A 25,241-nucleotide genomic window follows, 5' to 3' on the forward strand; every position below is an offset into this window, starting at 1 on the left:
ATTCTGAAATTCGCCTTTTTCACCTTGTGCAATCGCTACGATGCGATCGTCTATATTCAGTTGTTTACTCTTGTCTGCAGGACCTCCCGGCACAATACTTTTGATCGTTACATATTCATTCTCCACTACCGGCGTAATACCGATACCTTCTACTTGTCGCGACATTTCGATATTGAAGTTGGCAGCATTTGAAGGATTAAAATATTTGGTATGTGGATCAATTGCCTCCGTAAAAGCATCCATAAAAAACTGGAACACATCCTGGCTGGACAGTTTATCAGCCTGAGAGAGCAGGTTTTCATAGCGTTTTTTCAACGTTTCCTTGTTCTGTGCGGCATCGGCATTGGCCAGTTTCAGGTTAAGCAGATCATACTTGACACGCTGGTTCCACAACTTATCCATAGCTGCCTGTGAGGTTGGCCAGGGCAGTGTACTACGATCAAAAACGAACGTTTCATGTGTGTTGAAATCAAACTTGTTATTGAGGTTTGCCAGCGAATATTTTATGCGTTCGGTATATCGCTTCTGGAAAACGTTGAATATAGCAAACGCATTCAGCAGGTTGCCCACTCTGATATCATCGTCCAGCATCTTCCTGTACTTTTCAAAGCTTTTGATATCTGAAGCCAGAAAGTAACTATGATTTTCGTCCAGTGCCTTGATATAGTTATTGAAGATTACGGAAGATATAGAATCATTCAATGCCACCTTTTTATAGTTATAGCGGGTTATGATCTCGGCTATATTCCGGCATACTACAATCTGTTGTTCATCGGGCATTAACTCCACATGATCGGTGGCCATCACCACCTGGGTAACACCTATCATTGCCAGCAACATGGCTGCATATACCTTTTTAAACATGTAGTTCTTTGAACTTATCCAGGTCATCATATTCTGTTGACGCATCATTATTGTTTCAATCCGCTAATTATTCAAATTCACCTGACAGAAAAAATTATCCACCCGAAATTCCGGTCAGAATGATACCACAGGCCGGTAACCTGCGACTTGCCCGTAAACACCGCTTTATGCCTTAAAGTTTAATACCCAGCATTTTAGATAGCGCAATACGGGTTGGTCACATGAAATTTAGGGGAAAGTTTTACATAAAATTCCGACCTAATGTTTCTGTGATACAATTATTTTTTCAATACCGGGCATCTGCCTGCGGCTTTTTTCTAAAAAGAAAAGTTATTCTTACATGGGGTAACCGTCATTTTTAAATCCTTATGCTTTTTCTAGAATCACGGATTCATTTTTTATACCAACTCCATAAAAAAAATAACGTATAGCTATCCAGTTGTGTATGAAAGCGATAGTATATCAAAACACATCTATACAAGTAAACAAGCATTATTTATCCCTAATAACAAAGTTATTAGTAGTACTTGTTATAACAGCTACACAGTCACTTCCACCTAAAATATTACAACGGTTGTACTATATCGAAAAAAGTATTACATTAGGTATGTTACGGCTCGTATACTATACATGATTATACGTGATGGGTTTGATATTGCTGCTATAGCGGTGAGACATTACAGCGTTTATAAATGAAAATACTTTGTGCGCACTATGGATGCTCATTCTTATATTTGCCCTCAACTAAAACACATAATACTTATGAAAACATCTACAACTGCCCTCATCCTCGTACTACTTGTCAGCATAGGTTCCTATGCACAAGGTTTAAGCGGTGGTGTAAAAGCCGGTTTGAACCTTGCCAATCAAACTTACTCTGGCAACGGCTACACAACGAGCCCTAGCTTCTTACCTTCTCTTCATGCTGGCGTTTACCTGACGGCTATGCTTTCCGAACACATTGGTGTTCAACCTGAATTGCTTTATTCCGGACAAGGTGCCAAATCTGGCAGTGAAAAGTTAAAGCTGACGTATGTTACACTGCCAATATTGTTCCGCTACAATGTAAACAGCTTATTGAGCTTTCATGCAGGTCCACAATTTGGCGTTCTTCTATCTGCTAAAGATAAGGTTGGTTCCAACAGCGTGGATATTAAAGATGAATTCAAAAGCTCTGATGTCAGCTTCGCAGCTGGCGTTGGTATAGATTTGCCTATGAAGCTTAACTTTAATGCACGCTTCATTAAAGGCCTCAGCGATATAAATGATACTGGCAGCTCCGTTAAGGCAAAAAATTATACCCTTCAGTTATCGGTAGGTTATAAGCTATTCGGTGAATAAACTACACCAATAGTGCACATAGAGAAACCGTCCTCCCATGGGAGGACGGTTTTTTTTTGTTATCGCCACAATGCCAGAATTGTTGCAGCAATGAAGAGCATGATGAGGTGATATCCTGTATTGATAAAAAACAATTTCCACGACTTGCGTTCCCAGGCAATCGCTCCAAGATCGACCGGCAGATAGAAGCCGAGCCAGGTAAAGATCGCTGAATTAAGAATTGTACCGACAGCCGGCATTTGATCCATGCCGGGTACATAGCTCCAGGCCATCATGTTGTGCGCAAATACATACGCCATAAAAAAATTACCGATCACCATAATGATCATTCCTTTTGCCATGACACTGGCAGGTGGTTTCACACTGGTATCAAAGCCCATTTCCTGAGCCCACGCTTTTCCAAACAGCGGTGCGTACCAGATAAAACCAAAGAAGAAGTTGGCAATTACTGCCACCAGGATTGCAGCGTAGTTAATGTGGTCCATATACGATAAGGTTTAGTTGGTGAGATTTATAAAGTAAAATTATAAAATTACACAGGAGAAAAAATTATTTTCAATAACAACACGCATGGCGTGCAATCGCGCGGCATGTATACATCAAAACAGGCTATAGATAGATTTATACTTCACCCCCATTCACGTCAATGTGAGCTTATTTATTCCACTTCTCCCGCTCAATCAACTGATATAGAATATAATTACAACGGTTAGATGAATGATTAATCCGGCAGCAGCTTGAAAATGCAACTCGCTATCCATACCAGCCTAAGGGCGTCCACTGCCGGACAGATAACCATATTGATCTCGCTTCAGATTCTATCCAGAATCATGTGTCACATTCGTTTCAGGTATGAAAATTCTGATTGTAGAAGATGAGCAGGAAATGGCCAAGAGCATGGTTCAATACCTTCGGCAGGAGAGCTATGTATGCGAAGTCGCTTACAATGTTGCAGAAGCCGAAGAAAAAATCCTGTTATATGATTACGATTGTATCCTCCTTGACATCTCGTTACCCGGTGGCAGTGGCCTGCAGATACTAGACATGTTGAAGAAAAAGGAAAAATTGGAGGGGGTCATAATCATCTCGGCCAAAAATTCTATTGACGACCGCATTACAGGTCTAAACCTGGGGGCCGATGATTATATGCCGAAGCCTTTCCATTTAGCTGAACTGAGTGCACGGATCGCGGCAGTTATCCGCAGAAAGAAATTTGGAGGCAATAATATTTATCATGTACATGAAATAACGATCGACCTGATTGGCAAAACAATAAGTATACATGATAAAGCGATAGACCTCACGCGCAAGGAATATGACCTCCTGTTATTTCTGATCTCTAACAAAAATCGCGTTGTTACCCGCAATGCTATTGCCGAACATCTTTCCGGAGACAATACAGAGATCTATGACAATTTCGATTTTATTTATTCGCACATGAAGAATCTGAAACGAAAGCTGAGTGATGCCCATTGTCAGGACTACATCAAAACTATATATGGGCTAGGGTATAAATTTGAAGCATGAAGCTCTTAAACCGCACCGTTAAAAACTACCTGGTATACTCAGTACTGCTGGTACTGGTTTGTACACCTTTGTTCTACTTCACGATTCAACATTTGTTTATAGCGAAAATGGATAAAGAACTGAATGAACACAAAGAAGATTTTCATCGGCTTCTTCCCTATTTCAAATCAGACAAAGACCGTGGCTATTTCCACCTGATGAATAAAGAGTTTACGCTAAAGCCTGTAGAGAAAGCGCTGCAACATGACTCACTCTTCATTGAGAACATGTATAACCGCGAAGAACAAGCGGTTGTGCCACACCGGACACTGATTACCAACGTACGCCTGCAAGACAAGAACTATATTTTAATTATACGCGAATCGCTGGTGAGTGATACCGAATTGATCGCAGCCATTATGAGCATTGAGATCGTAATGTTGTTTCTGCTCATCTGCGGGCTGGTACTGATAAACCGAAGACTCTCTAAAAAAGTATGGGAGCCGTTTTATACTATATTGGACAGATTAAGAAAATACCAGATTGATCAACATCTCATCCCCGATTTTCCTCATTCTACAACTGCAGAGTTCAGGGAGTTGAGCCAAGTGATCCGCCAACTGATTCTGAAAAATCATGATGCATATCTGAGTCAGAAGGAATTTACCGAGAATGCCTCGCATGAGCTTCAGACACCGTTGGCGATTTGCCGAAGTAAAATAGAGCTGCTGGCACAAACCCGTGAACTCACGCACGAGCAAGCAGAGCTGATCGGAAATTTACTGGATGCCACAGACCGGATATCGCGATTGAACAAGAATCTGCTGTTACTTTCAAAAATCGAAAACCGTCAATTTTTCGAAACGGAGCCTATTGATGTTAAAAACGCGACATGGAAATCGATGGCTTTATTCATGAGTCAGGCACACGAAAAAAAGCTTGTTATCGAAACGTCTTTTCAACCGATCAGCACCATTACCGGAAATACATCGTTATTTGATATACTGATCACCAACCTGGTGTCTAATGCGATCCGGTATACGCCGGAATGTGGAAAAATATATATCTACACCGGCACAAATTACATCAGCATTCAAAATGAAGGTGCTCCGCTGGAGCATCCGGAAAAAGTTTTCAATCGTTTCCATCGCGAGTCTAGAAATTCACACGGAAGTGGATTGGGTCTGTCTATCGTGAAGAAGATTGCAGACGTTTCCGGATATAAAATTACATACACCTACCAATCAGGCTTGCATCAATTCACGATGGAATTCAGGAATCAGCTATAATCCAGATTCTCTCCAGATTTATTTTGCTTTTTGCTGCGGTATACTTCAGCTATATATACCCGGCAGGCTTATTGCCGGCCCAACAACGAAAGGATTTATATACATCGTATAATATTGTGTTGGGCGCCAAGTATATTTTCTGACAGACCACAGATAATCTTATACCAGCTATATGAAAAAACATTCGGTTCGTATTACAATCGCAGTAGCCGTAGCCTGTTTGTTTGGTAACGCATGCCGGCACGATCCGCTCACGCCCCTGGAAGATGCACCCACCATTAGTTTTAAAGATGACGTGCAGCCTATCATCATTTCAAACTGCACGCAAGCAGGATGTCACGGCAAAGATGGGCGGGAGTTTACGTTGATCTCTTATAACGATATAGCCGGTCATGTTCATGCCGGCAGCCCGCACGGCAGCAGCTTGTATAAAGCCATTACCGCCAATGCTATTGGCACCATGCCGCCCTCGCCTAACCCCAGGCTTACAGACGTGGACATTAAAACTATTTATCTGTGGATTGCACAAGGGGCTAACGACAATTGAGTATGAAAACGAAAGTAATCTTCTTATCCATCTTCTGGGCCATGTTCGCTTTGCTGATGGCATGCTATAACGATAATCTGTCAGAAATGACACCTTCATCGGGTGTAACAGAGGCCACTTGCGATACTGCCGGTGTAATCACCTATTCAACGCAAGTATCCGTTGTGCTGCGAACCAATTGTGGCACATCCAATTCCTGCCACGGGCATAGCAACACGAGTGGCTATGATCTTTCTACATACACAGGTGTGAAGGCTGTTGCAGCAAATGGGAAACTAATCAGCTCTATAACCTGGACGGGCTCTGCTACACGAATGCCGAACAACGGTCCTAAAATGAATAGCTGCAACATCATCAAGATTCAGAAATGGGTAGATGATGGGGCTTTAAATAATTGACAGCACGCAAGTAACTATATATACGCAAGATGAAAATACGGATCTGGATGGTTGTGCAGTTGTTTCCGCTGCTCGCCTGGGCACAAGACGACATGGCTTTGCTTGAAAATGCCGACAGCACACAAGAATATGTAAGCGCTACATTCAAGGGAACACGCATTATCAACTTTCAAAGTGTTGAGATACCTGGCAAACATGTGCTGGAGTTTATGATACAACATCGCTTTGGCGATATCAATGGCGGAGCCAATTCTTTCTTTGGCCTGGATAATGGTGCTACTATCCGCTTCGGGCTGGGATATAGCTTAACCGACCGGCTTGAGGTGGGTATAGGTCGCACCAGCTATGAAAAACTGGTTGACGGCTACCTCAAGTATAAATTGCTACGACAAACGGTTGGGGCAGGCATGCCAGTAAGTGTAACGATAATGGGCGCAGGCTACTGCACGGCTATGCAAGATCCCGATGCTGCCATCAACGGCTATAATAAATATCATTACTTCAGCGACCGCCTCACGTATTCCTTTCAAGCTATTGTAGCGCGTAAGTTTACCGAGAAACTATCGCTGCAGATAACACCCGTATATATACACTATAACCTGGTGGAAAACATAACGGATAAGAATAATGCTCTTGCCGTGGGATTCTCCGGAAGATATAAAATTACCAGACGCATGGCGGTTACAATGGAATATGGATTGAAGTATAATTCATATACAGCACAAACCTATTATAATTCTATGGGTGTCGGGCTTGATATTGAAACGGGTGGCCATGTGTTTCAGATGTTTCTTACCAACTCAACCGGCATTGTTGAGCCTCAATATATGATGCATACAGCCACGTCGTGGAAAGATGGCGGCATTCGCCTTGGCTTCAACATTTCAAGAGCTTTTAACTTCTGATTTCCTATGCGATACATTATTCTTCTCGTAATACTGGCAACTGCTTCCATCAGCGAGGCCCAGGTATATATGACCACTACCGGTAAGGTTCAATTCTTTTCTGAAACACCACTGGAAAATATTTCGGCTGTAAATTCAACAGTAGCCTCTGTGATTAACACATCCACAGATTCTATTATGGTTCGAATGAAAAACACAGGCTTTGTTTTCAAGAACTCTTTGATGCAAGAGCACTTCAACGAAAACTATATGGAGAGCAGTAAATATCCGATCGACAGTTTTCGCGGGAAGATCGATCCGAAGATAGACTACAGCAAAGACGGTACGTATACCGTGGCAGCTACCGGCAGGCTTTCCATACACGGTGTTGAGAAAGTTGAAACGATTAAAGGTACACTCACCATTAAAAAAGGTGTTATTCATCTCGATGCTGAAACGATGGTACATACAGCCGACTTCAAAATTGAGATACCGAAACTTGTATTTCAAAAGATCGCAGAAGATATAAAAGTTACCATGACGGCCGACTACCAACTGAAGAAGTAAACCGTTGCTTTATACCCCTCACTCAAGCGGCAACTCTACATAAAACGTAGAGCCGTTGTTCTCTGATGTATAGTACCATATTTTGCCTTTCATGCGCTCTACCAGTCGTTTGCTGATATACAGACCTATACCATTGGATACTTCCCCGCGCAATCCCGGACGCGAAGCCATAGAATGACGTTTGAATAAATGTTCCTGCAAATGCGCGGGAATACCAATACCATTATCGGCCACGGAAACTATAAATGTACTTTCTGTCTTTTGAATATCCACAACAATGCTGCCGGTGCTGTGTGTAAATTTTATAGCATTTGATATCAGGTTGTTCAATACCTGTAAAAATTTTACATCGTCACCGTGTACATAGAGGTGTTCATGTATAGTTGTTACACCGAAGTTTTTAAATTCATACAATCTTCGGGAGTTCTCTACGATCATCCGTACCTTATCCACTGCATCAAAGAGATTTTTGCGGGCAATAATCTTCTCCGACTCCATATGTTCTCTTTCCAGGAAGTCGTTGATAATATCTATACATTGCTGCGTTACGCCGTTAATCAGCGGGTACACTTCTGCTGAGCCAACTCCGTTTCCTTCTGCCTGTTGCTCGGCCTTGCGTATTACATTTTGCATCAGCATAAGCGGACCACTCAGGTTATGACAAATGATCTCTAGTAATGTGTCTTTCTGACCTCCGAAGTTTACTACATAATCTTCATGCTCTTTGGCACGGGTTATATCTTTCACAGTACCAATCACAGTTTTACTTTGGTCAAGGTAATAGGCATCGCATGAAATATAGGTTTGCTTGGGATGACACTTGAACTCTACCTGCAATACCCAACCCTGTCGTAAAAGTTTTTTAAACTGATGACTGAGAAACGCATGGTCGTGCGGGTTAATACGATTTAAAAAAACAGACAGATCACTGGCGGGAAGTGAAAGGTCTTCCAGTCCGAATATCTTTCGTATAACTGCATTGAGAAAACGGAATTCTCCGGCTTCCACGTCATAAATGAAAAAGCCATCTTTAAAAGCATTTGCAAATTCATTTATAGTCTGTAAAGAAAGTTCGTTACCAGGCATTGTAGAACTATTGCCTCATCATTTATTTTTTAATTATACCACGTGCTGTAGCAAATGCTATCAGCTCTACCGAATTTTTCATCTTTGCTTTATCCACCATATTCTTGCGATGGCTCTCTACTGTTTTTTCGGTAATAAACAGCGTTTCAGCAATGTCGCGGTTCGAATAACCTTTGGCCATCAACTCCAATATTTCGCGCTCGCGTTTTGAAAAGAACTCCTTCTTGCTTTTGAGCGTGTCTTCAATACCGGCCAGAAACTTGTTCAGATTTGTAAGGCTCTTGGCAGTTTCTTCACATATATACTTTTCACCGGCATATACAGTTTTGATGGCTTTAACAAGTTCTTCATAACCTGTTTTCTTGGATACAAAACCCAACGCTCCCTCCTTCATAATGCGGGCAACTTTATCTGCATCATCGTATACCGAATGCGCTACCACTTTAACATCGGGATATTTCTCTTTCAGTATATGACAGATTTCAAAGCCATTCATAGTTTTCAAATCTCCCATGCGATCGAGATAAATGTCGAGGAGCACCACATCGATCTTGCTTTTCTCCAACACCTCAAACAACTCTTCGGCTTGTTTGCCTCCACCCACCATCTCGATCTGCTCATCATGTGCCAGTAAAAATTTTATACCATCGCGCATGATCTTATAATCTTCCAGGTGATACAATCTGATTTTGGACATATATTTTTTTACAAAGGGGGCGTAAATAAAATGTAAAGGCGAAAAAAAATGGAATTAAAGCCCCAAAAAGGCCAAAAATTCAGGGATTTCCCGGATATTTTTAATTCTTCCTGTAAGCGAGTTTTGTCAGGAGAGATTGAATTACAGAAGAGACAAAAAACAATGCCCAGTATAGATGTGCACCCCAATGATCTTAAATCCCTGTTGAAAGAGATTGCGCGCAGAGAGATCAAAATACGGATTAAAGATCAGGCCGGAGAGTGGTCTTCTCTTTATTATTCCATCAACGATGTAAAGGATCTGAACAACCGGAATTTCAGTAATTTTTTCCTTATACTCAAAGCAGCACAGAACGAGAGCGCCATTATAGACATCCGTTCGCTAAAAGGATTTCAAGTGGAAGAACCCATTCCATACCTTGAAAATACAGGCAACGAGTTTAGCATCACTCCCGAGTGGCCTACGATTTTGTAAAATGAGAGCGGTTATAAGCCGTACATTTATATTAAGACCAACCCTATTTTCGGGATATTTTAAAGAAATCGGTACAAGCAGGCCTTGCAGGGTTTAAGAGCCTGCCGTAACAAACCAGTAAATTTTTTCATTTTTTTTTCCGGCACCTGTCCAATTTCCCGGGTGTCGTTCCTTATAGGGGTGTAAAACAAATATTCATTATTTAAACACTCACTATTATGGAAACAAGATTGAATCCACTCGAACATGGCGCAGGCGCATTTAAAGCATTATTTGGTATAGGCGCATATCTGAACAAATCATCTGTAGAGCAACCGTTGCTGAACCTGATCTATTTCAGAGTATCGCAGATCAATGGCTGTGCGTTCTGTCTGGATATGCACTCAAAAGATCTCCGTGCCGAAGGTGAAACGGAGCAACGTTTATATATGGTAGCCGGCTGGCGCGAGGCCATCGTGTTTACAGACCGCGAGCGTGCAGCCCTGGCGTGGGCAGAAGCCGTTACCAACGTTACGGAAGGACATGTGCCTACCGATGTATACGAAGAGGCACTTAAATACTTCACCGAAAAAGAACTGGTAGACCTCACACTCGCTACCACGACCATCAATACCTATAACCGTTTTAACGTAGCATTCCGTGTGCCGGGTGGAACGTATAAGGTAGGTCAATTTGCCTTACATTAATCGGTTTGATAACAAGTATACAGTCCCCTTGCCGGAAGGTGAGGGGCTTTCTGTTTTTACCTGCATCCTTATCAATTTAAATTCCGATGATCGTGTAACCTATTGAGTGGTATCAGGTTTTCTCCGGGCAGAAGTATAAATTTATGTAAACCCAAGCCCATGAAAAAAGCCTTCGCAATCTGCTTCCTGATCTTCCTGTCCGCGATATTATTCGCGCAGCATCGTGCAGCAAAATCTTCGCCTCAGCCTTCACCTGAAAATGCTATTAAAAACCTCGAACGCACCATTCCTGACCTGATGCAGAAAGCCGATATACCTGGTATGTCGGTAGCGTTAATTCTCCATGGCAAAATTGTGTGGACCCATGCGTATGGCGTAATGAATGCCACTACCCGACAGCCCGTTACCAACACCACTATCTTTGAAGCAGCGTCTTTAACCAAAGTAATTGTTGCGTATAGCGTGCTGAAACTTGTAGACGAAGGGAAACTCGATCTCGATGTTCCGCTTAATAAATACTTTGGCAATAACTACGATGTGGTGAATGATAACCGCATCGATCAGATCACCACGCGCCGTGTACTTACACATACTTCAGGCTTCCCTAACTGGCGGGCAGAGGGCGCATCTTCATTACCGATCAACTTTACGCCGGGCGAAAAGTTTTCCTATTCCGGAGAAGGCTTTGTGTATCTCTCCAAAGTAGTGGAGAAAATTACCGGCGAGGCATTTCCCGATTTTATACAACGCACAGTTCTCGACCCGTTGGCGATGACGAATAGTAGCCTTGCCTGGAAAGATGACTATAGCACACGTGCCGCGCATCGTCATGATATGCTCGGCAACGTTTCATTCCGCCAGGAGGGAAAAGATTATAATGCAGCAGCCAGTCTTCGCACCACCGCGGAAGATTATGCAAAGTTTATGGTGGCATTATTATCGGGCACGGGACTGAAACCGGCAACGTGGCAGGAGATGATGAAACCGCAGGTAAATGTAGATGCAGAACATTCGCAGGTATATTGGGGACTTGGTGTAGGGCTGGAAGTAACGGATGACGGAAAAGCGTTCTGGCATTGGGGCGACCAGGGCGATAGTAAAGCATTTATGAACGCCCGCCTGGACGAAAAAAATGGTATCGTATATTTCACTAATTCTGCCAACGGTTTATCCATAGCAAAAGAAATACTGGATGATGCCCTGGGCGGCACGCATCCGTCATTATTATGGCTGGACTATGAGCGGTATAACTCTCCTGGTCGCACCTTGTTTAAAACAATAGTAGCCAAAGGTGCTCCCGAGGCGCTTGCTGCATGGCGCACAGCACGCAAGAATAACCCGCAGCAATCTGTGAATGAGAACCAGATGAACTCACTCGGCTATGCACTGCTGCGAATGAAGCGGGTTGATGACGCTATTGAAGTTTTCAAACAAAATACAGTTGACTTTCCGCAATCCTCCAATGTATGGGATAGTCTTGCAGAAGGCTATATGACAAAAGGCGATAAACCAATGGCGATACAGTATTATGAAAAGTCGTTGCAGCTTGATCCTAATAACAAAAATGGCGAAGAACAACTAAAAAAACTAAAACAGTAAAGATATACTGATTGTATACATCCTTCACTTCATTCAAATATTATAAAGCGCCTTCAGCGGGCGCTTTTTTTATTTAACTCTACAGCCATGAAGGAAGAGACAACCTTTTTCACAAAGCAATATTTTCCTGCAATCATCTGTCGGGCAGAGACTTCTTGTTGCTGATGCCCCCATATAGCGACAGGTATATTCAATGGTATCAGATGAGATATAACCATGTTTGCCATAAATCATTGTATAAACATGCTTATTGGTAGTAATCTTAATAAATCCTTAAAATATAGGGCAAAATATAGTGCCATCGAAAAAATATACCAGCTAACCGTTTATGTTATCGTTATCGGTAAATTTATTCTGATGTTTGCGAACTTGTGTTGAAGAGCCTTCGTTTACATCCTGTTTAAGTTGGCATACAGTATATACTAAACATACAAACAACACCGGCGAACTATGGTATTAACACTTCCACTCATTCTCAAAATCCTAGCGGTTTTAATTCTGATCGGCGCTACCCTCTACATTCACTACCGTGGCAAAGCACGGTATCCATTCCTTAGACAGATGTTTGACCATTCAACTTTCATGGCGCCTATCAACACCATGATGTATGCATTTTCATCTGTACCCAAAACTCCATATCTCCCCGTAAAAACAATCCCGGCTCTGCAACAGATTAAAGACAATTGGGAGACGATCAAGCAAGAGGCACTAACGTTGGAGAGCAGCAAGCTCATTAAAGGTTCTGATAAGTATAATGATATAGGCTTCAACTCCTTCTTCAGACGTGGCTGGAAGCGCTTCTATCTCAAATGGTATAATAACTTCCATCCTTCTGCATTGGAGCATTGCCCCGAAACAATCAAATTACTACAGTCAATGCCCGACATTAAAGCAGCGATGTTTGTAGTGCTGCCGGCCGGCAGTTATTTGCCTGTGCACCGTGATCCGTATGCCGGATCGCTCCGGTATCATTTAGGATTGATTACTCCCAACTCAGACGACTGCAAGATTGTGGTGGACGGTGAGGCTTATTCGTGGCGCGATGGTGAAGATGTGCTGTTTGATGAAACCTATATTCACTATGCTGAAAACAAAACAGACAAAGATCGCCTTATATTCTTCTGCGATGTGGCACGCCCCATGCGCTCCCGTATAGGTGTATACCTGAATAATTTTTTCAGCTGGCTGATCCTCGCTTCAGCAGAATCGCCCAACCTGCCTACCGATCGCACCGGCGGACTAAACAAAATCTTCGGTTATGTATACCACGTACGCATTGTAGGCAAGAAATTAAAAGAGCGCAACAAAACGCTGTACTATATATCCAAATACGCCATCTTTATTGCTGTTGCGTATTTGATATTCTTTCTATAGGTTAATTGTTAGCCGTTACAGGTTAGTCGTTAATGAAGAACTGATAACGTGTAACGATTAACCTGTAACGGCTAACGACAATTCAGTTCAAAACTTCCGTATAATTACCACACCTGCCACGATCAATACAACACCAACAATACGCCATATATTGATCGCCTGTTGCTGCATTACCAATACATTAAAATGATCGAGCACGAGCGAGATCACCATCTGCCCCAATACAATGAGGCCGAACGTTAAGGCAGGTCCCAGCTTAGGGAAAGCGAGCACTACTACTGTAACATAAAACGCTCCGAGCACGCCACCCAGCCACACATGAAGGGGTGCAGACCGAAGTCCGGCCCATGAAACCTGCTGGCCGGTAGCCAGTATATATACTACCAACGCCACGCTGCCTACTGCAAAAGATATCAGCGATGCATATACCGGGCTTTCTACTGCTTTACCCAGCCGCGCATTGAGGCCGGCCTGTATAGGAAGAAAACATCCCGCCAGTAACGATAGAATAATCCAACTGAATTTGTTCATATAAATAGTTAGTAAAATACTTTTGTGTTAATCCTGTTTGCAGGTATCGGCAGGCAATATATCAGATATATCAGTTCATTTTCATATTTGTGATAGTTGATTATCACATTTGCTATATTTGAAGCTTGGTTGCCGGCAGCCGGTAACGTTAAGCCATGCATTCATCACTTCAGTTCAGATCGGTCAACATTACACGTTACATAACGCCTTTGCGTGAAGGTGGTTCTATGCCGGCGCTCGCAGAAGCAGACGATCAGTTTCTATACGTAATAAAATTTCGCGGAGCGGGCCAGGGAAGAAAGGCGCTCATTGCCGAGATCATCGGTGGTGAAATAGCACGCGCGTTAGGGCTTCGAGTGCCCGAAATTGTGTTTGCAACGCTCGATGGTGCACTGGGTCGTATAGAAGGTGATGAAGAGATACAGGATCTGTTGAAGGCCAGTGTGGGACTGAATCTTGCCCTGCACTATCTCTCCGGCTCTATCACATTCGATCCACTGGTAATAGCAACAGATGCCAAGCTCGCTTCGCAGATTGTTTGGCTCGACAGTCTGCTGATGAATGTTGATCGCACAGCACGCAATACCAACATGCTCTGGTGGCATAAAGAACTGTGGCTTATCGATCATGGTGCTTCGCTATATTTCCATCATACCTGGAATAACTGGCAACAGCCTGAACGTCCTTTTCCGATGATCAAAGATCATGTATTGCTCTCAAAGGCCAGCGCCTTGCAGGAGGTAAATGAAGTATACCGGTCGTTATTAACGGCTGACAAGATACAGGCTATTGTAGCGTTGATACCGGATGAGTGGCTGGAGAACGAACCTGTTTTCGAATCCGTGGAAGCACACCGGCAGGCCTATGCGCAATTCCTGACAACCCGTATTTCGCATTCTGATTTTTTTGTTAAAGAAGCACAACATGCCAGAGAGTCTCTTGTTTGAGTACGCAGTAATCCGGATAGTACCCAAGGTTGAGCGCGAAGAGTTCATCAACATTGGCGTTATTCTGTATTGCTCTGCACAAAAATTTCTGCAGACGCGGTTCAACGTAAATGAAGAAAGGCTGCGTGCACTGTGCAAGAAGACAGACCTGGAAGAGTTGCAAGGCTATATCTCATCGTTTGAACGCATCTGCCGGGGCGGTGCCGATGGCGGACCGATCGGTAAGCTCTCTATGGCCGAACGTTTTCGCTGGCTTACCGCCACGCGCAGCACGGTACTTCAAACATCAAAAGTTCATCCGGGGTTATGCGAGAATGCAGAAGACATGCTGAATCATCTCTTCACGCAACTGGTACTGTAGTAGTAAACTACCTCGCCATTACCTGGTAGCCTTTTTCACCATTGGCTTCTACCTCACGCACAACGCGCGATTGCTGAAGCTCTTGCAGCATTTGCTTAAGCGTGGGTTCATTGGCCTCTCCTAAATGTGTTACCAGCTGCGCATACGTTTTAATATCGTTGGGAGCCTGACGGAAGTTGGTAATGAAATTCAGAATATCAATCTTTTTCATAGGAACATTAATTATTGTGAGTCGTTAACGGACGCACCATAAAATGGTTGATACTCTTGCCCTCTGCAACCACCATTCCAACATTATACAGGCAGCTGCCGCTTTAAATTTTGCATCTGCCCGTAAACCCGCTATGAAATCGCTGTTCGTTATCGCTCGTGGCGGACGCTGATGGCGGACAGTACAAAGAATATACCTACGAAAATAAATGACTCGCATAATCCCAGCCGGTCGCTGGCATCTTTCGTGTTGGCAATAAAGCGTGGTATATGCAGAAGTAGAAACCAGCCCAGCACCATGAAGCCGGAAAGCATCGCGGCAGGCCTTCGCGTAGCCGGTATTACTATACCAATGCCACCGGCGATGAGGCATATACCGGTAAAGTAAGTCCAGAAGGCGCGAAAGGGTATATAAGCCGGTATAAAGTTCTCTATAAAGTCGGCAAATTTGAAATGTGCATATCCGCTTGAAATAAAAAATACCGCTACCAGCAAGCATCCTGTGGTAACCATGGTTTTACGCAACGGTTCATGTACAGGCCATCCGGGAACAACAACAGCATTATCTTTTAAAAATGAACCCGCCATAATCAACGTACCACCCAGCAACGCCAACGTTTTGTAAGCGTTGGACCAATCGTTCATGAATTGCACCATGTGCCGCGGCACCGACAACACAAGAATGAGGAGTGCGATAAGCAATGAGGCTGCTGCACCTTTCTGTTCAATTGCTATAATGGCCATTGCTGCCAGCACCAGCAACACTGCAGTGATATACCCTAACGACACGCTCATGGTAAAAGTCGCGGGCCATGCAGGCGGACGGCCTACGATGAAGTCTTTGGATAGAATGCAAAGAATGCTAAGTCCTATAAATCCGATTCCGAAAATTATACGGCCAGATCGTAAAAGTGCAGGCATAGTATAGAGTTAGGTTGGCGATTGGTTACAACTATTGACAACGGGTAGCATGGCACCTTAGCGCCGTGTGGATACAGGATAGGAATTACGGAAGATAAAAAATTATCATTCAATCATCAAGCCGTTACATTTCATAGCTATCAATCCGTTAACGTTCTATTAAAAAAAGAAAGCGCTACCTTGGCTGGTAACGCTTTCTCAATTTATAGGCAGCTGTTACTTCTTGTGATTGCCGGGTATGCCTTCATGCTTCTTTTGTTTCTCCGCTTTCATGGTCAACCATTTTTGATACTGCTCCGGAGTCATGATCGCTTTTAGATTTGCATCATGCTCTGCCATGAGTGCTTTGAATTTGCTGCTATCGCGATTGGCAGAAGTTTCATTGCTTTTCCTCAACGCCTGCATCTTCTCGCCAAATGCTTTATTCTCCGCCTGTACTTTTGCAAACTGATCATCTGAAAGCGATAGTGCGGTCTTCATTTTTTGCGAGCGCTTCTCCATTGCTTTACTGCGCTCTTCTTTGTGCTTCGCTGCCTGATCTGCTTTGTAGTTATCCCACTTTGCTTTTTGTTCGGGCGTAAGCACAGCTTTGATCTCCTTATCCTTCTCCTGGCGAAGTGTTTTCAGTGCAACAAATTTTTTCTCGCGTGTTTGCATGGAATCCTTTCGCAACTCCGCAGAGCGTGTAAAGTATTTTTGGTTAATATCTTTAATCGTTGCATACTGCTTATCGTCAAGCGATAATTCGGATTTCATCTTTTCCAGGTTGCCATCACCGTGCTTATGAGGCGCATGGCCAGGGCGTTGTGCAAAAATGATTGTACTTGCCATCATCACAACTACGAACACGAAACTCTTTTTCATAATCATTTTGGTTTTGTTATACCTGTTAGATTCCGGAAAGGCGTCAAAGTTAAATCGCTATTTATTTTTTTAGACAGGCGGTGAATTTCTCCACATGGCAGGGTGTAATTCTTCGACAATCACGATAGGGCTCTGAGGCAACTATACCCTCTTTATCAATAGAAAAGCAAAAGCCCGGCTTTTACCGGGCTTTCTGTATTGAAGATTAGTATCGACAGTCAATTAATTGAATTTAAAAACACTTAATGTAAAGATGGTAACAAACAGCACCATCTGGGAGAGATAATAAACAGACAGATTTCGCTTGATGTTTATCAACTCCGTTTCAGCCTGTGCGCTTGGTGCTTCCTGCAGAATTTTTCGAAGTGTATTACTTTGCCGTTTTCCATACAAGTTGCCATTGAGTATAATCATAATCGCGAGCATAAACTTTATCTGAAACCATATCTGCTCCGTGAAACTCCAATGTGTAACACCTAACATAATAACTCCTGAAATAATAATAGTGGAACCGCCTATGGCAAACAGGATTCCGAACTTTGATACTACATCCTGAATAGCTATGCTTTTCGAGCGGTCTATAGCAAGCATCTTCCAGAATTGTTTGGCGATGAAAAAATCTACTACCGTTGTTCCGACAAGCATAGTAAGGCCGATGAAGTGAGCTACCTTAGAGAGTTGATAATACATACTATATATGGGTTAAAATTTAAGTGCCAAATATGAATGGCTTTTTAATTGATTTCAATAGAACGAGGCATCAATAACTGCTATTAGGGAAAAGTTATATAAAAAAAAGAAGAGGTTGCCCTGTGGCAGCCTCTTCTTTTGCTATGCGTCTGCAATGCTAAACAAAAAATTCCTCGCGCGCTATCTTACCATCTTTTACCTGGTATACACATAGCTCAGGCATGCTCATGCGGCCCTGCCCTTTCATGGTAATATCCATCGCCATGGTAAATGCAATGGTATTGCCGGCAATCAGTGGTTCTGATACTTCAATGCCGTGTACCTGCTCCACCATGCTTTCGAACTTGCGTCCTTTTTCTTCGATCGCATTTAAACCACGCGTTTCTTTCGCAAATTCTGGTGTTTCATAGGGTTCAATACTCACAGCATTGTCAGCATACAATTCTCTATGAGCGCCTCCCCAGTCGGCTTTGCGACAATACGAAGTCAATCGTTTGGCAATCTCTTTCGTTGGCATGTTCAATTCTTTTGTTTCCATGTTACATTAGTTTTGGTGAATACTAAATTGTACAGCAAGAAGCATGTATACTAACGTACCTTCTGTGTATTCAGATGCCTTGGAGCTGCGCTTTCAGCATATTAATTTTCCTTGTTTAAACACTTCGCCATCTTCCGCACATTACGCTCTGCGATTTTGCTGAAATAACAATATAGATTTATTTCCCACAGAAATCACAGAATATCACAGGTCATGAACTAAAAAGTCTCTGCAAATTGACACGGAATAAAGTCGGAAAGTCCGAAAAGATGGAGAATACATTGTGCGCATTCAACACACCCTATCCTTACTCACACTTCCAGCAGCCAGAAGCCAGAAGCCAGTAACCAACAGGCCAATTGTTTGAATTTTACAAGTATTGATTTGATTGTTATAAGTGTCAGAGCGGCTTGGCGGCTACTTTTGCAGGATGTACAACTCTTCACGCAAAAAAAGTTGTGTAAAGGGAACTGAAAACGTAATAACCTGCATTTAGTATAACACTATGGTTAAAACAGAAACACTAGAAGATTTTTACCGGCAGAAGTTTAACTGGATGCCGGAGAACCTGCGTCAGGATATTGGACACTTCAACGTGTTCCGCATGGAGGATTGCATAGGGCCCAACAAGGAAGCACCCAAATATAGCAGGCGTGATTTTTACAAGGTGGTGCTTATCCGGGGTAAACATATATACCACTATGCCGACAAGAGCCTTGAGGTAGCAGGTACTTCGCTTATCTTCTTCAATCCGCACGTACCCTATACGTTTGAACAACATACGCCTGACCCTACCGGCTACTTCGCTATATTTAAAGAAGCCTTCTTTACGGAGCGATTGCGTGGCGGCATCAGCGCGTTGCCCATGTTTATACCGGGTAACAAGCCAAGCTTTATTCTAAACAAAACACAGGATAAATATGTGAGCAGTGTTTTTGAAAAGATGCTGGAAGAGATCGGCTCTGACTATGTATATAAGTATGATCTGCTGCGGAATTATATTATGGAGATCATTCACTATGCCATCAAGATACAACCCAGTGAAACACTTTATCATCACACCGATGCCAATGCACGTATAACCGCTGTGTTTGCTGAATTACTGGAACGGCAGTTTCCAATCGAATCGCCTACACAACGATTTACACTGCGCTCTGCCCGCGATTTTGCAGAGCAGCTTTCGGTACACGTTAACCACTTGAACCGTGCCATCCGGCTAACAACTGGTAAAACCACAAGCGATCACATCTTCGACCGCATTACCAGCGAAGCAAAAGTATTGCTGAAACATACCAACTGGAATATAGCGGAGATCAGCTACTGTCTCGGCTTTGAAGAGCCTGCGCATTTCAATCACTTCTTTAAAAAACATACCAATCTTACACCTTCGGCTTACCGTGGGTAATTACGCAAACTAACCTTACTAACAAAGATGCTATAGCGACATTGCAAGAAGATCGTATCGCCATGCTTACATTAAAGAAAACAGAGGATCGTTTTTTCATCAGCCATTCTTCCGATAAGGCAAGCGCTGCGATCTCCTATCAATTCAGCTCACATTCGCTTCCGGAAAAAACACAGGAACATCTCCGGTCGCTATATATTTCCGGTAAAATAGATTGCACGTATGCGTTAAGCGACAAGCAGGAACAGGAGCTTGTCGATATCCTGAAGAAAATAAAAAAGGAAAAGAAATCAGACTATATCTTTACCGATCATTTACAAAAAACATACCTGGTAGAGCTTATTCACTTCATCACAAAAGTGCACTATAAACGCCACGACTGTTTATAGCACATACTTTGCCAGGCATATACACGAAACATAGGCGAACCGACAAACTATATCGGAAAATATAGCTTAAACACCGATCCTTCACCGGGTATGCTGCTTGCGGTAACATACCCCTGATGGTTTGTCATGATGCGCTTTACAATGGCGAGCCCGATACCAGAGCTATTGGGTGTACTCTTGTCGAGCCGGTGAAATACTTCGAATATCTTTTTGGTGTATTGCTCATCGAAACCAATACCATTATCGGCAACCGATATTTCGTAATATGCCATTGCTTTATGGATGCCACCGATGTTCTCAACCTCAGGAGCACTCGGAAGAATTTGCCTGCATGAGAGCCGAATCACCGGAGGCTCATCGGGCTTGGAGAACTTAAGGGCATTAGAGATCAGGTTATTGAATAACTGCGACAACTGAAACGCTATACCGGTAACAACCGGTAAGCTATTGGCGTGTACCGCTGCTTTCTTGTCTTGTATTGCAAGCTCCAGATCGCTCAATACACCCTGAATAATTTTATTGAGATCAACAGGCGCTACAAGTTCAGCATCCTGCTCAAGTTGCGAGTATGCCAGCAAGTCTTCCATCAGCTTTTGCATGCGTGCTGCGCTGGTGGTAATTTTTTCAGAGTACTCTTGTAACTGTTCTATCGACCGGTTGGATTCGCGCTGGCGACCGGCAAACACTTGTATTTTTCGTATAGGTTCCTTCAGATCGTGGCTTACCACATAAGCATAAGACGACAGCTCACTATTCAGTCGCTGCAGCTCAATATTTTTTCTTTCCAGTTCAACAGCATATCGTTTCAGTCTGTCGTCTGCTTTTTTCTTTTCCGTAAGGTCACGCGTAACTTTCGAATAGCCTATAATATTTCCATCACTGTCGTGAAGCGCAGTAATAACGATGCTTCCCCAAAATTTTGATCCATCTTTACGTACACGCCAACCTTCATGCAACGCTTTGCCACTATGTGCCGCTTCCTCCAGCAGAAAATCGGGCAGTCCGCCTGCTACATCTTCTTTGGTATAAAATACTTTAAAGCTCTTGCCAACAATCTCGTGTTCTTTGTATCCTTTAATATACTCTGCACCTGTGTTCCAGTTCTGAATTATACCGTGTGTGTCGAGTAATAATATAGCATAGTCTTGAACTTCGGCAATCATCCGGTGATAGCGCTCTTCACTTTTCTTCAGTGCTTCGTTTGCCTGGCGCAATTCCTCAGCTATAGCACTAAGTCTGTCTTGCGCTATCTTTTGTTCAGCAAGGTAATTGCTGAGTTTATCATCCATAATTTTCTTTTCAGTAAGATCGCGGGTCATTTTTATAAAACCCGTTACCTCGTCACTACCCGCATGAATCGCGGTGATTGTAGTGCTACCCCAGAAGCGGGTGCCGTCTTTCTTTATACGCCAGCCCTCGTGCACGGCTTTTCCCTGCCTACGCGCCTGCTCCAGAAGTTGTTCCGGCAGATTTGCCCTGCGATCTTCTTCGCTATAAAAAATGCGGAAACTTTTTCCTAAAATTTCATCGGTCCTATAGCCTTTTATCTTTTCTGCACCCTTGTTCCATGTCGATATTATACCGGTCTTATCCAAATACATAATGGCATAATCATCCACTTCGGCGATCATCAGGTCAAATCGATCTTCGCTCATTTGGAATGGAGGGGTAGAATTTTTCACTGGCATCGAAACTTCTTCATATATGAAAATTAACAAAACGTATTATCATGGCATTTTTTCCTCACATCAGATTTAACAAAGATTTCTTGTGCTATAAACCGTGCGGGTTTCCCGATAAAAACCGATAAAGCCTAAACAAATTCTAATGTAAATTACCATGCCAGCCAAATGCCGCTAACTGCGAATTAAAGATCAATAAAGATCTTGTGCTTTTTGTTACGAGCCGCACTCTTTATAGCCTGCTGCAGAGTGGCGTGATTAACATTCTGTTCGGAGATAGAACGAAGGAAATCTTTCAGATCAAAAAAACTGGTTGGCTTCTCATAGAAACAGATAGCGCCTTTATTTAGCGCCTTGCGGCCATCGTAGATGGATGAGGTTGTAGAAAACATGATGATGGGCGTGTCGGTAAGCCGTTCGTGCTTTTTCAGGTAATCAAGCACCTCCCAGCCATTCATCTGCGGCATGTTGATATCAAGAAAAATAAGATCAGGGCTATCAATTGTATTTGATTCGATCTTCCGGATTAGATTAATACCATCATTCTCCCAGCGGCAAGTTGCTGATGGGCTTACTTCCTTTAAAGCTTCACAAAAAAGTTCAGCATCGTCCTGGTCATCATCAACCAGCAGTATTGTTTTTAGCATTTGTAGGAGAACTCGCGGATTAATTTTAAAAAGTGCAGCTTAGTATATTACTAAAGATGTATTAATAGTACAAAGATTACTTCAAAAAAGTGCTTAACGGTCGATTAAAGGCATAAATGATACTCAAATGTCAAATAACTTCCTGAAAGATACTGTATTTTAAGGATAATGCTGTCGGTCTGCTGCTCAGATTTCCTGCTAAGAGCAACGTTCACAATTATCAATGCACGTTACTCTGAGACTGATCGGATTAAATCTCAAGGTATAAATCCCTGAACCGGCAGCGGTTGTTGAAATCAAATTTTAGTTGACGAATGTATCTCACTCAAAAATCTGTGACATTACTTTCTTCGCGCCTTTACCTGCAACACTTTGGCCGCCGGTGCTATGGCATAAAGCTCATGTATTTCATGCCGGGTATTGATATAGAGTTTTAAACGATCTTCAGAAGGCGTTGTAGTACGCACTTCGCTCGCCAGAAACTCAAAAAACAACTCCCCCAGAAACGCAGAGGTATTAACATCTGCCGATATCAGACTTAGCGCTTCCAGTATTTCACGTTGGTTGGTATAGGATATAGTTTGATGATCACCCTCATCACTTGGATGGCTTTCTCCTAAAGATTTCACAGACAAAAATGCAATGAAATCTCCCACAGAACCCACAGATATACACAGATTAAATGCAGCAAAAGCTTCTGTGAAATTCTGTGATTTCTGTGGGAAACAAATCAAATCCAATGACACAAAGTGTCACCAGCACTATTTTTCACTTTCAGCTTTTCGCTTTAATTTGGCGCACAAATGCAGAGATACTATTCTGAACTATGAAACGCTTTACCGCACACGCATCCATATACACATTAAGCATCGCTTTCATTTCGCTGGCTTTCGGCATGGCGGGTTGTAACCGCTGCGAGCATCCGGTATATTTTAATGTGATGTCGGTATCGACCGACTCGAAGATGGTGCTCGACCTCGATGGAGGCGAAGTGCACGAAACCTATACCGTACCGGCCGGAGCACAAGACCCTAAGAAGCCAATGAAGCTGCTCAACGGCTATTGCTCGTCTGACAGTCTCATCAACGTGAAATATACCCTCAACGGCATCGATACAGCTTTCGTAATAAATCGCAGGCAAGTAAAAGGGTGCCTGCTGGGCGACAAAGTAAACGGCAGGCCAGGGGTGTACTACGAAACGCGCAGGAAAGAAGAAGAACCGATCAGCTGCACGACTTGTAACTAGTTGCCGGCTTCCGGCTACGAGCTGCCAGAGATTTGGGGAGTGAGATTAACTGTGGCCGCTTCGCATAAGTATATTTTTTCTGAACGTTTCTGACATTAATCTTTCGGACATCTGACTTTCCAACTTTTCCGTCTTCCCGACTCTTACAACTTACAGAAACTTTATTCGTCCAACCAACAGGTTATCAGCAAATAAATTATGCATTCATCCGTTTATAGCTGAAAGATTTTTTTCGAAACGGGATTGTTTAAGCTTCGCGGCTTGTTCAATACTTGTAATGCTACAGGAAGCTTATGGATATTTTACAAATTACCGGAACTGACGATACTCCTTCTGTAACACTGAATAAAGCAGATGGAGTTTTTGAATTATCAGGGCGTTCGCTGCCGGAAGATGCGCTGGCATTCTATGATCCTGTTTTTAAATGGCTGAAGGCGTACGCCAACGAGCCGAATGCCACCACCGAATTTACGTTTAAACTTGATTACTTCAATACCGCTTCATCCAAGGTAATACTCGACCTTCTGCAGTTTCTCAAAAACATCAACGGCATCCGTATCGTATGGTACGCTGAAGACGATGACGAAGAAATCCTTGATGCCGGCAAGGAATATTCCGAACAGGTGGATGTGCCATTTGAGTTTAGAACACTTGCACAATGAAATAGCTACGAGCCGCTAGATTCCAGCTGCTAGCGGTGTGAGTGTGACGCTGTATGTCACAGAATTGCACGGAAGAAAGTCTGAAAGAAATATAGTATGCGAGGCTGGCACACCCAATCTCACCCCCACACAGCCAGCGGCTCGCAGCTCGCAACCAGTAGCTACCTTACGCGCTCTCCCCTTCACATTGTCATAATCACACCCCCATGAGATGGTTTTTGCCAGGTAATTTTGTCTTGTAAAGAAAACAAAACAACTAAATACAAGACTATATGCAAAAGATCACCACATTTCTCTGGTTCAACAATGAAGCGGAAGAAGCTGCGAAGTTCTATACTTCTGTCTTCAAAGATTCTAAAATTATCAGCACATCTTATTATGGTGAAGGTGCCCCTTTACCAAAAGGTACGGCACTGGTGGTAACGTTTCAATTGAATGGCCAGGAGTTTATGGCGCTTAATGGCGGGCCACATTTTAAATTCACCGAAGCTATATCGCTCTCGATTGCCTGCGAAACACAGCAGGAACTGGACTACTATTGGGATAAACTTTCTGCCGGTGGCTCACAACAGCAATGCGGCTGGCTGAAAGATAAATACGGGCTGTCGTGGCAAGTGGTGCCTGCGAAATTAGGCGAATGGATGACCGACAAAGACCACACAAAATCAGATCGCGTGATGGCTGCCGTTATGAAAATGGTAAAGCTCGACATCCAAACGATGCAAGATGCCTATAACGGCAAGTAAGTTATCTCTGTAACCACATCTGTAACACCATTCAACACATTAATATATATGCGTTGAACGGTGTTACTTGTGGGTAAGTAATTAAAGCTA

Annotated in this window: 31 protein-coding genes; 18 read left to right on the forward strand and 13 right to left on the reverse strand. The window is 43.0% G+C overall.

From position 1 onward, the window contains the following. Window positions 1-894 (reverse strand): PDZ domain-containing protein (locus tag V7Q33_RS11845; protein ID WP_333819973.1); only part of this gene is annotated, 894 nt, incomplete at its 3' end. 732 nt (window positions 895-1,626) lie between these two features. Here V7Q33_RS11845 and V7Q33_RS11850 point away from each other — a divergent pair. Then, window positions 1,627-2,205 (forward strand): porin family protein, encoded by a 579-nt coding sequence (locus V7Q33_RS11850; RefSeq protein WP_333819974.1) that lies wholly within the window; start codon window positions 1,627-1,629, stop codon window positions 2,203-2,205. Window positions 2,206-2,264: 59 nt separating this feature from the next. Here the strand turns inward: V7Q33_RS11850 and V7Q33_RS11855 are convergent, their stop codons facing one another. Beyond that, entirely contained in the window at window positions 2,265-2,690 is a 426-nt protein-coding gene (locus V7Q33_RS11855; RefSeq protein WP_331983464.1) for a DUF1761 domain-containing protein, read from the reverse strand. A gap of 367 nt (window positions 2,691-3,057) precedes the next feature. Here V7Q33_RS11855 and V7Q33_RS11860 point away from each other — a divergent pair, with 367 nt between their 5' ends. The 6 genes from V7Q33_RS11860 to V7Q33_RS11885 all read left to right on the forward strand — a co-directional run bounded on the left by V7Q33_RS11860 (window position 3,058) and on the right by V7Q33_RS11885 (window position 7,396). Further along, window positions 3,058-3,732 carry a response regulator transcription factor gene (locus V7Q33_RS11860; RefSeq protein WP_331983466.1) on the forward strand — a complete coding sequence of 225 codons (675 nt, stop codon included), beginning with the start codon at window positions 3,058-3,060 and terminating at the stop codon, window positions 3,730-3,732. Beyond that, window positions 3,729-5,000 carry a sensor histidine kinase gene (porY, locus tag V7Q33_RS11865; RefSeq protein ID WP_333819975.1) on the forward strand — a complete coding sequence of 424 codons (1,272 nt, stop codon included), beginning with the start codon at window positions 3,729-3,731 and terminating at the stop codon, window positions 4,998-5,000. Before V7Q33_RS11860 ends, porY begins: the two co-directional genes overlap by 4 nt. A 172-nt stretch (window positions 5,001-5,172) precedes the next feature. Further along, window positions 5,173-5,547 carry a hypothetical protein gene (locus V7Q33_RS11870; protein ID WP_333819976.1) on the forward strand — a complete coding sequence of 125 codons (375 nt, stop codon included), beginning with the start codon at window positions 5,173-5,175 and terminating at the stop codon, window positions 5,545-5,547. A 2-nt stretch (window positions 5,548-5,549) separates the two neighbouring features. Further along, a complete protein-coding gene (locus tag V7Q33_RS11875; protein WP_331983472.1) occupies window positions 5,550-5,945 on the forward strand; it encodes a hypothetical protein in 396 nt (131 codons plus the stop codon). 29 nt (window positions 5,946-5,974) lie between these two features. Further along, window positions 5,975-6,850, forward strand: coding sequence for a DUF5777 family beta-barrel protein (locus V7Q33_RS11880; protein ID WP_333819977.1), 876 nt, complete (start codon window positions 5,975-5,977; stop codon window positions 6,848-6,850). A gap of 6 nt (window positions 6,851-6,856) precedes the next feature. Beyond that, window positions 6,857-7,396 carry a YceI family protein gene (locus V7Q33_RS11885; RefSeq protein WP_331983476.1) on the forward strand — a complete coding sequence of 180 codons (540 nt, stop codon included), beginning with the start codon at window positions 6,857-6,859 and terminating at the stop codon, window positions 7,394-7,396. Between the two features lie 18 nt (window positions 7,397-7,414). Here the strand turns inward: V7Q33_RS11885 and V7Q33_RS11890 are convergent, their stop codons facing one another. Next, complete coding sequence (locus tag V7Q33_RS11890; protein WP_331983478.1) at window positions 7,415-8,482, reverse strand: PAS domain-containing sensor histidine kinase; 1,068 nt, start codon at window positions 8,480-8,482, stop codon at window positions 7,415-7,417. Between the two features lie 22 nt (window positions 8,483-8,504). Further along, window positions 8,505-9,179: a response regulator transcription factor gene (locus V7Q33_RS11895; RefSeq protein ID WP_331983480.1), complete on the reverse strand. Its 675-nt coding sequence runs from the start codon at window positions 9,177-9,179 to the stop codon at window positions 8,505-8,507. A 162-nt stretch (window positions 9,180-9,341) separates the two neighbouring features. Here V7Q33_RS11895 and V7Q33_RS11900 point away from each other — a divergent pair, with 162 nt between their 5' ends. The 4 genes from V7Q33_RS11900 (at window position 9,342) to V7Q33_RS11915 (ending at window position 13,312) form a co-directional block, all read left to right on the forward strand. Further along, window positions 9,342-9,653: a hypothetical protein gene (locus V7Q33_RS11900; protein ID WP_333819978.1), complete on the forward strand. Its 312-nt coding sequence runs from the start codon at window positions 9,342-9,344 to the stop codon at window positions 9,651-9,653. A gap of 218 nt (window positions 9,654-9,871) precedes the next feature. Further along, complete coding sequence (locus V7Q33_RS11905) at window positions 9,872-10,339, forward strand: carboxymuconolactone decarboxylase family protein (protein ID WP_331983484.1); 468 nt, start codon at window positions 9,872-9,874, stop codon at window positions 10,337-10,339. 159 nt (window positions 10,340-10,498) lie between these two features. Beyond that, window positions 10,499-11,938, forward strand: coding sequence for a serine hydrolase (locus V7Q33_RS11910; protein ID WP_333819979.1), 1,440 nt, complete (start codon window positions 10,499-10,501; stop codon window positions 11,936-11,938). A 450-nt stretch (window positions 11,939-12,388) separates the two neighbouring features. Further along, on the forward strand, window positions 12,389-13,312 hold the full coding sequence (locus tag V7Q33_RS11915; RefSeq protein ID WP_333819980.1) for an aspartyl/asparaginyl beta-hydroxylase domain-containing protein: 924 nt from the start codon (window positions 12,389-12,391) through the stop codon (window positions 13,310-13,312). A gap of 87 nt (window positions 13,313-13,399) precedes the next feature. Here V7Q33_RS11915 and V7Q33_RS11920 read toward each other — a convergent pair whose 3' ends face one another. Then, on the reverse strand, window positions 13,400-13,843 hold the full coding sequence (locus V7Q33_RS11920) for a DMT family transporter (RefSeq protein ID WP_333819981.1): 444 nt from the start codon (window positions 13,841-13,843) through the stop codon (window positions 13,400-13,402). Between the two features lie 155 nt (window positions 13,844-13,998). Between V7Q33_RS11920 and V7Q33_RS11925 the strand changes: the two genes are divergently transcribed. Together V7Q33_RS11925 and V7Q33_RS11930 are read left to right on the forward strand one after the other, a co-directional pair. Beyond that, window positions 13,999-14,790: a HipA family kinase gene (locus V7Q33_RS11925; protein ID WP_331983492.1), complete on the forward strand. Its 792-nt coding sequence runs from the start codon at window positions 13,999-14,001 to the stop codon at window positions 14,788-14,790. Further along, complete coding sequence (locus tag V7Q33_RS11930) at window positions 14,768-15,151, forward strand: DUF3037 domain-containing protein (protein ID WP_331983494.1); 384 nt, start codon at window positions 14,768-14,770, stop codon at window positions 15,149-15,151. The genes V7Q33_RS11925 and V7Q33_RS11930 overlap by 23 nt, the downstream gene beginning before the upstream one ends. 7 nt (window positions 15,152-15,158) lie before the next feature. On the opposite strand, the gene V7Q33_RS11935 is transcribed toward V7Q33_RS11930, so the two are convergent. The 5 genes from V7Q33_RS11935 to V7Q33_RS11955 form a co-directional block, all read right to left on the reverse strand. After that, window positions 15,159-15,362: a hypothetical protein gene (locus V7Q33_RS11935; protein ID WP_331983496.1), complete on the reverse strand. Its 204-nt coding sequence runs from the start codon at window positions 15,360-15,362 to the stop codon at window positions 15,159-15,161. A gap of 149 nt (window positions 15,363-15,511) precedes the next feature. Beyond that, the gene (locus tag V7Q33_RS11940; RefSeq protein WP_333819982.1) at window positions 15,512-16,282 is read right to left on the reverse strand and encodes a hypothetical protein; all 771 of its coding nucleotides are present in this window, start codon (window positions 16,280-16,282) and stop codon (window positions 15,512-15,514) included. 216 nt (window positions 16,283-16,498) lie between these two features. Continuing rightward, window positions 16,499-17,146: a Spy/CpxP family protein refolding chaperone gene (locus tag V7Q33_RS11945; protein WP_333819983.1), complete on the reverse strand. Its 648-nt coding sequence runs from the start codon at window positions 17,144-17,146 to the stop codon at window positions 16,499-16,501. A gap of 222 nt (window positions 17,147-17,368) precedes the next feature. Beyond that, window positions 17,369-17,836: a hypothetical protein gene (locus tag V7Q33_RS11950; protein ID WP_333819984.1), complete on the reverse strand. Its 468-nt coding sequence runs from the start codon at window positions 17,834-17,836 to the stop codon at window positions 17,369-17,371. Window positions 17,837-17,993: 157 nt separating this feature from the next. Further along, window positions 17,994-18,374, reverse strand: coding sequence for a SnoaL-like domain-containing protein (locus V7Q33_RS11955; protein WP_331983504.1), 381 nt, complete (start codon window positions 18,372-18,374; stop codon window positions 17,994-17,996). Window positions 18,375-18,879: 505 nt separating this feature from the next. Between V7Q33_RS11955 and V7Q33_RS11960 the strand changes: the two genes are divergently transcribed. Together V7Q33_RS11960 and V7Q33_RS11965 are read left to right on the forward strand one after the other, a co-directional pair. Further along, on the forward strand, window positions 18,880-19,779 hold the full coding sequence (locus V7Q33_RS11960; RefSeq protein ID WP_331983506.1) for a helix-turn-helix domain-containing protein: 900 nt from the start codon (window positions 18,880-18,882) through the stop codon (window positions 19,777-19,779). A gap of 62 nt (window positions 19,780-19,841) precedes the next feature. Then, window positions 19,842-20,168, forward strand: coding sequence for a hypothetical protein (locus V7Q33_RS11965; protein WP_331983508.1), 327 nt, complete (start codon window positions 19,842-19,844; stop codon window positions 20,166-20,168). 47 nt (window positions 20,169-20,215) lie between these two features. Here the strand turns inward: V7Q33_RS11965 and V7Q33_RS11970 are convergent, their stop codons facing one another. The 3 genes from V7Q33_RS11970 to V7Q33_RS11980 all read right to left on the reverse strand — a co-directional run bounded on the left by V7Q33_RS11970 (window position 20,216) and on the right by V7Q33_RS11980 (window position 23,153). After that, on the reverse strand, window positions 20,216-21,823 hold the full coding sequence (locus V7Q33_RS11970) for a PAS domain-containing sensor histidine kinase (RefSeq protein ID WP_333819985.1): 1,608 nt from the start codon (window positions 21,821-21,823) through the stop codon (window positions 20,216-20,218). A gap of 212 nt (window positions 21,824-22,035) precedes the next feature. Then, entirely contained in the window at window positions 22,036-22,497 is a 462-nt protein-coding gene (locus tag V7Q33_RS11975; RefSeq protein WP_331983512.1) for a response regulator, read from the reverse strand. Window positions 22,498-22,838: 341 nt separating this feature from the next. Then, window positions 22,839-23,153 (reverse strand): hypothetical protein, encoded by a 315-nt coding sequence (locus V7Q33_RS11980; RefSeq protein WP_333819986.1) that lies wholly within the window; start codon window positions 23,151-23,153, stop codon window positions 22,839-22,841. 170 nt (window positions 23,154-23,323) lie between these two features. Between V7Q33_RS11980 and V7Q33_RS11985 the strand changes: the two genes are divergently transcribed. The 3 genes from V7Q33_RS11985 to V7Q33_RS11995 all read left to right on the forward strand — a co-directional run bounded on the left by V7Q33_RS11985 (window position 23,324) and on the right by V7Q33_RS11995 (window position 25,151). Further along, entirely contained in the window at window positions 23,324-23,743 is a 420-nt protein-coding gene (locus V7Q33_RS11985; protein ID WP_331983516.1) for a hypothetical protein, read from the forward strand. A 293-nt stretch (window positions 23,744-24,036) separates the two neighbouring features. Continuing rightward, window positions 24,037-24,405, forward strand: a complete 369-nt coding sequence (locus V7Q33_RS11990; protein WP_331983518.1) for a DUF1987 domain-containing protein — start codon at window positions 24,037-24,039, stop codon at window positions 24,403-24,405. A 272-nt stretch (window positions 24,406-24,677) separates the two neighbouring features. Next, complete coding sequence (locus tag V7Q33_RS11995; protein WP_333819987.1) at window positions 24,678-25,151, forward strand: VOC family protein; 474 nt, start codon at window positions 24,678-24,680, stop codon at window positions 25,149-25,151. The last annotated feature ends 90 nt before the right edge of the window (window positions 25,152-25,241 follow it).

Source organism: Ohtaekwangia sp., from assembly GCF_036786105.1.
Taxonomy (GTDB): Bacteria; Bacteroidota; Bacteroidia; order Cytophagales; family Cyclobacteriaceae; genus Ohtaekwangia.

Excerpts from the sequence above, each read along its gene's own strand:
- V7Q33_RS11850 (WP_333819974.1), top strand. The coding sequence starts at position 1,627 with ATGAAAACATCTACAACTGCCCTCATCCTCGTACTACTTGTCAGCATA.
- V7Q33_RS11855 (WP_331983464.1), bottom strand. The coding sequence starts at position 2,690 with ATGGACCACATTAACTACGCTGCAATCCTGGTGGCAGTAATTGCCAAC.
- V7Q33_RS11860 (WP_331983466.1), top strand. The coding sequence starts at position 3,058 with ATGAAAATTCTGATTGTAGAAGATGAGCAGGAAATGGCCAAGAGCATG.
- porY (WP_333819975.1), top strand. The coding sequence starts at position 3,729 with ATGAAGCTCTTAAACCGCACCGTTAAAAACTACCTGGTATACTCAGTA.
- V7Q33_RS11870 (WP_333819976.1), top strand. The coding sequence starts at position 5,173 with ATGAAAAAACATTCGGTTCGTATTACAATCGCAGTAGCCGTAGCCTGT.
- V7Q33_RS11875 (WP_331983472.1), top strand. The coding sequence starts at position 5,550 with ATGAAAACGAAAGTAATCTTCTTATCCATCTTCTGGGCCATGTTCGCT.
- V7Q33_RS11880 (WP_333819977.1), top strand. The coding sequence starts at position 5,975 with ATGAAAATACGGATCTGGATGGTTGTGCAGTTGTTTCCGCTGCTCGCC.
- V7Q33_RS11885 (WP_331983476.1), top strand. The coding sequence starts at position 6,857 with ATGCGATACATTATTCTTCTCGTAATACTGGCAACTGCTTCCATCAGC.
- V7Q33_RS11890 (WP_331983478.1), bottom strand. The coding sequence starts at position 8,482 with ATGCCTGGTAACGAACTTTCTTTACAGACTATAAATGAATTTGCAAAT.
- V7Q33_RS11895 (WP_331983480.1), bottom strand. The coding sequence starts at position 9,179 with ATGTCCAAAATCAGATTGTATCACCTGGAAGATTATAAGATCATGCGC.
- V7Q33_RS11900 (WP_333819978.1), top strand. The coding sequence starts at position 9,342 with ATGCCCAGTATAGATGTGCACCCCAATGATCTTAAATCCCTGTTGAAA.
- V7Q33_RS11905 (WP_331983484.1), top strand. The coding sequence starts at position 9,872 with ATGGAAACAAGATTGAATCCACTCGAACATGGCGCAGGCGCATTTAAA.
- V7Q33_RS11910 (WP_333819979.1), top strand. The coding sequence starts at position 10,499 with ATGAAAAAAGCCTTCGCAATCTGCTTCCTGATCTTCCTGTCCGCGATA.
- V7Q33_RS11915 (WP_333819980.1), top strand. The coding sequence starts at position 12,389 with ATGGTATTAACACTTCCACTCATTCTCAAAATCCTAGCGGTTTTAATT.
- V7Q33_RS11920 (WP_333819981.1), bottom strand. The coding sequence starts at position 13,843 with ATGAACAAATTCAGTTGGATTATTCTATCGTTACTGGCGGGATGTTTT.
- V7Q33_RS11925 (WP_331983492.1), top strand. The coding sequence starts at position 13,999 with ATGCATTCATCACTTCAGTTCAGATCGGTCAACATTACACGTTACATA.
- V7Q33_RS11930 (WP_331983494.1), top strand. The coding sequence starts at position 14,768 with ATGCCAGAGAGTCTCTTGTTTGAGTACGCAGTAATCCGGATAGTACCC.
- V7Q33_RS11935 (WP_331983496.1), bottom strand. The coding sequence starts at position 15,362 with ATGAAAAAGATTGATATTCTGAATTTCATTACCAACTTCCGTCAGGCT.
- V7Q33_RS11940 (WP_333819982.1), bottom strand. The coding sequence starts at position 16,282 with ATGCCTGCACTTTTACGATCTGGCCGTATAATTTTCGGAATCGGATTT.
- V7Q33_RS11945 (WP_333819983.1), bottom strand. The coding sequence starts at position 17,146 with ATGAAAAAGAGTTTCGTGTTCGTAGTTGTGATGATGGCAAGTACAATC.
- V7Q33_RS11950 (WP_333819984.1), bottom strand. The coding sequence starts at position 17,836 with ATGTATTATCAACTCTCTAAGGTAGCTCACTTCATCGGCCTTACTATG.
- V7Q33_RS11955 (WP_331983504.1), bottom strand. The coding sequence starts at position 18,374 with ATGGAAACAAAAGAATTGAACATGCCAACGAAAGAGATTGCCAAACGA.
- V7Q33_RS11960 (WP_331983506.1), top strand. The coding sequence starts at position 18,880 with ATGGTTAAAACAGAAACACTAGAAGATTTTTACCGGCAGAAGTTTAAC.
- V7Q33_RS11965 (WP_331983508.1), top strand. The coding sequence starts at position 19,842 with ATGCTTACATTAAAGAAAACAGAGGATCGTTTTTTCATCAGCCATTCT.
- V7Q33_RS11970 (WP_333819985.1), bottom strand. The coding sequence starts at position 21,823 with ATGAGCGAAGATCGATTTGACCTGATGATCGCCGAAGTGGATGATTAT.
- V7Q33_RS11975 (WP_331983512.1), bottom strand. The coding sequence starts at position 22,497 with ATGCTAAAAACAATACTGCTGGTTGATGATGACCAGGACGATGCTGAA.
- V7Q33_RS11985 (WP_331983516.1), top strand. The coding sequence starts at position 23,324 with ATGAAACGCTTTACCGCACACGCATCCATATACACATTAAGCATCGCT.
- V7Q33_RS11990 (WP_331983518.1), top strand. The coding sequence starts at position 24,037 with ATGGATATTTTACAAATTACCGGAACTGACGATACTCCTTCTGTAACA.
- V7Q33_RS11995 (WP_333819987.1), top strand. The coding sequence starts at position 24,678 with ATGCAAAAGATCACCACATTTCTCTGGTTCAACAATGAAGCGGAAGAA.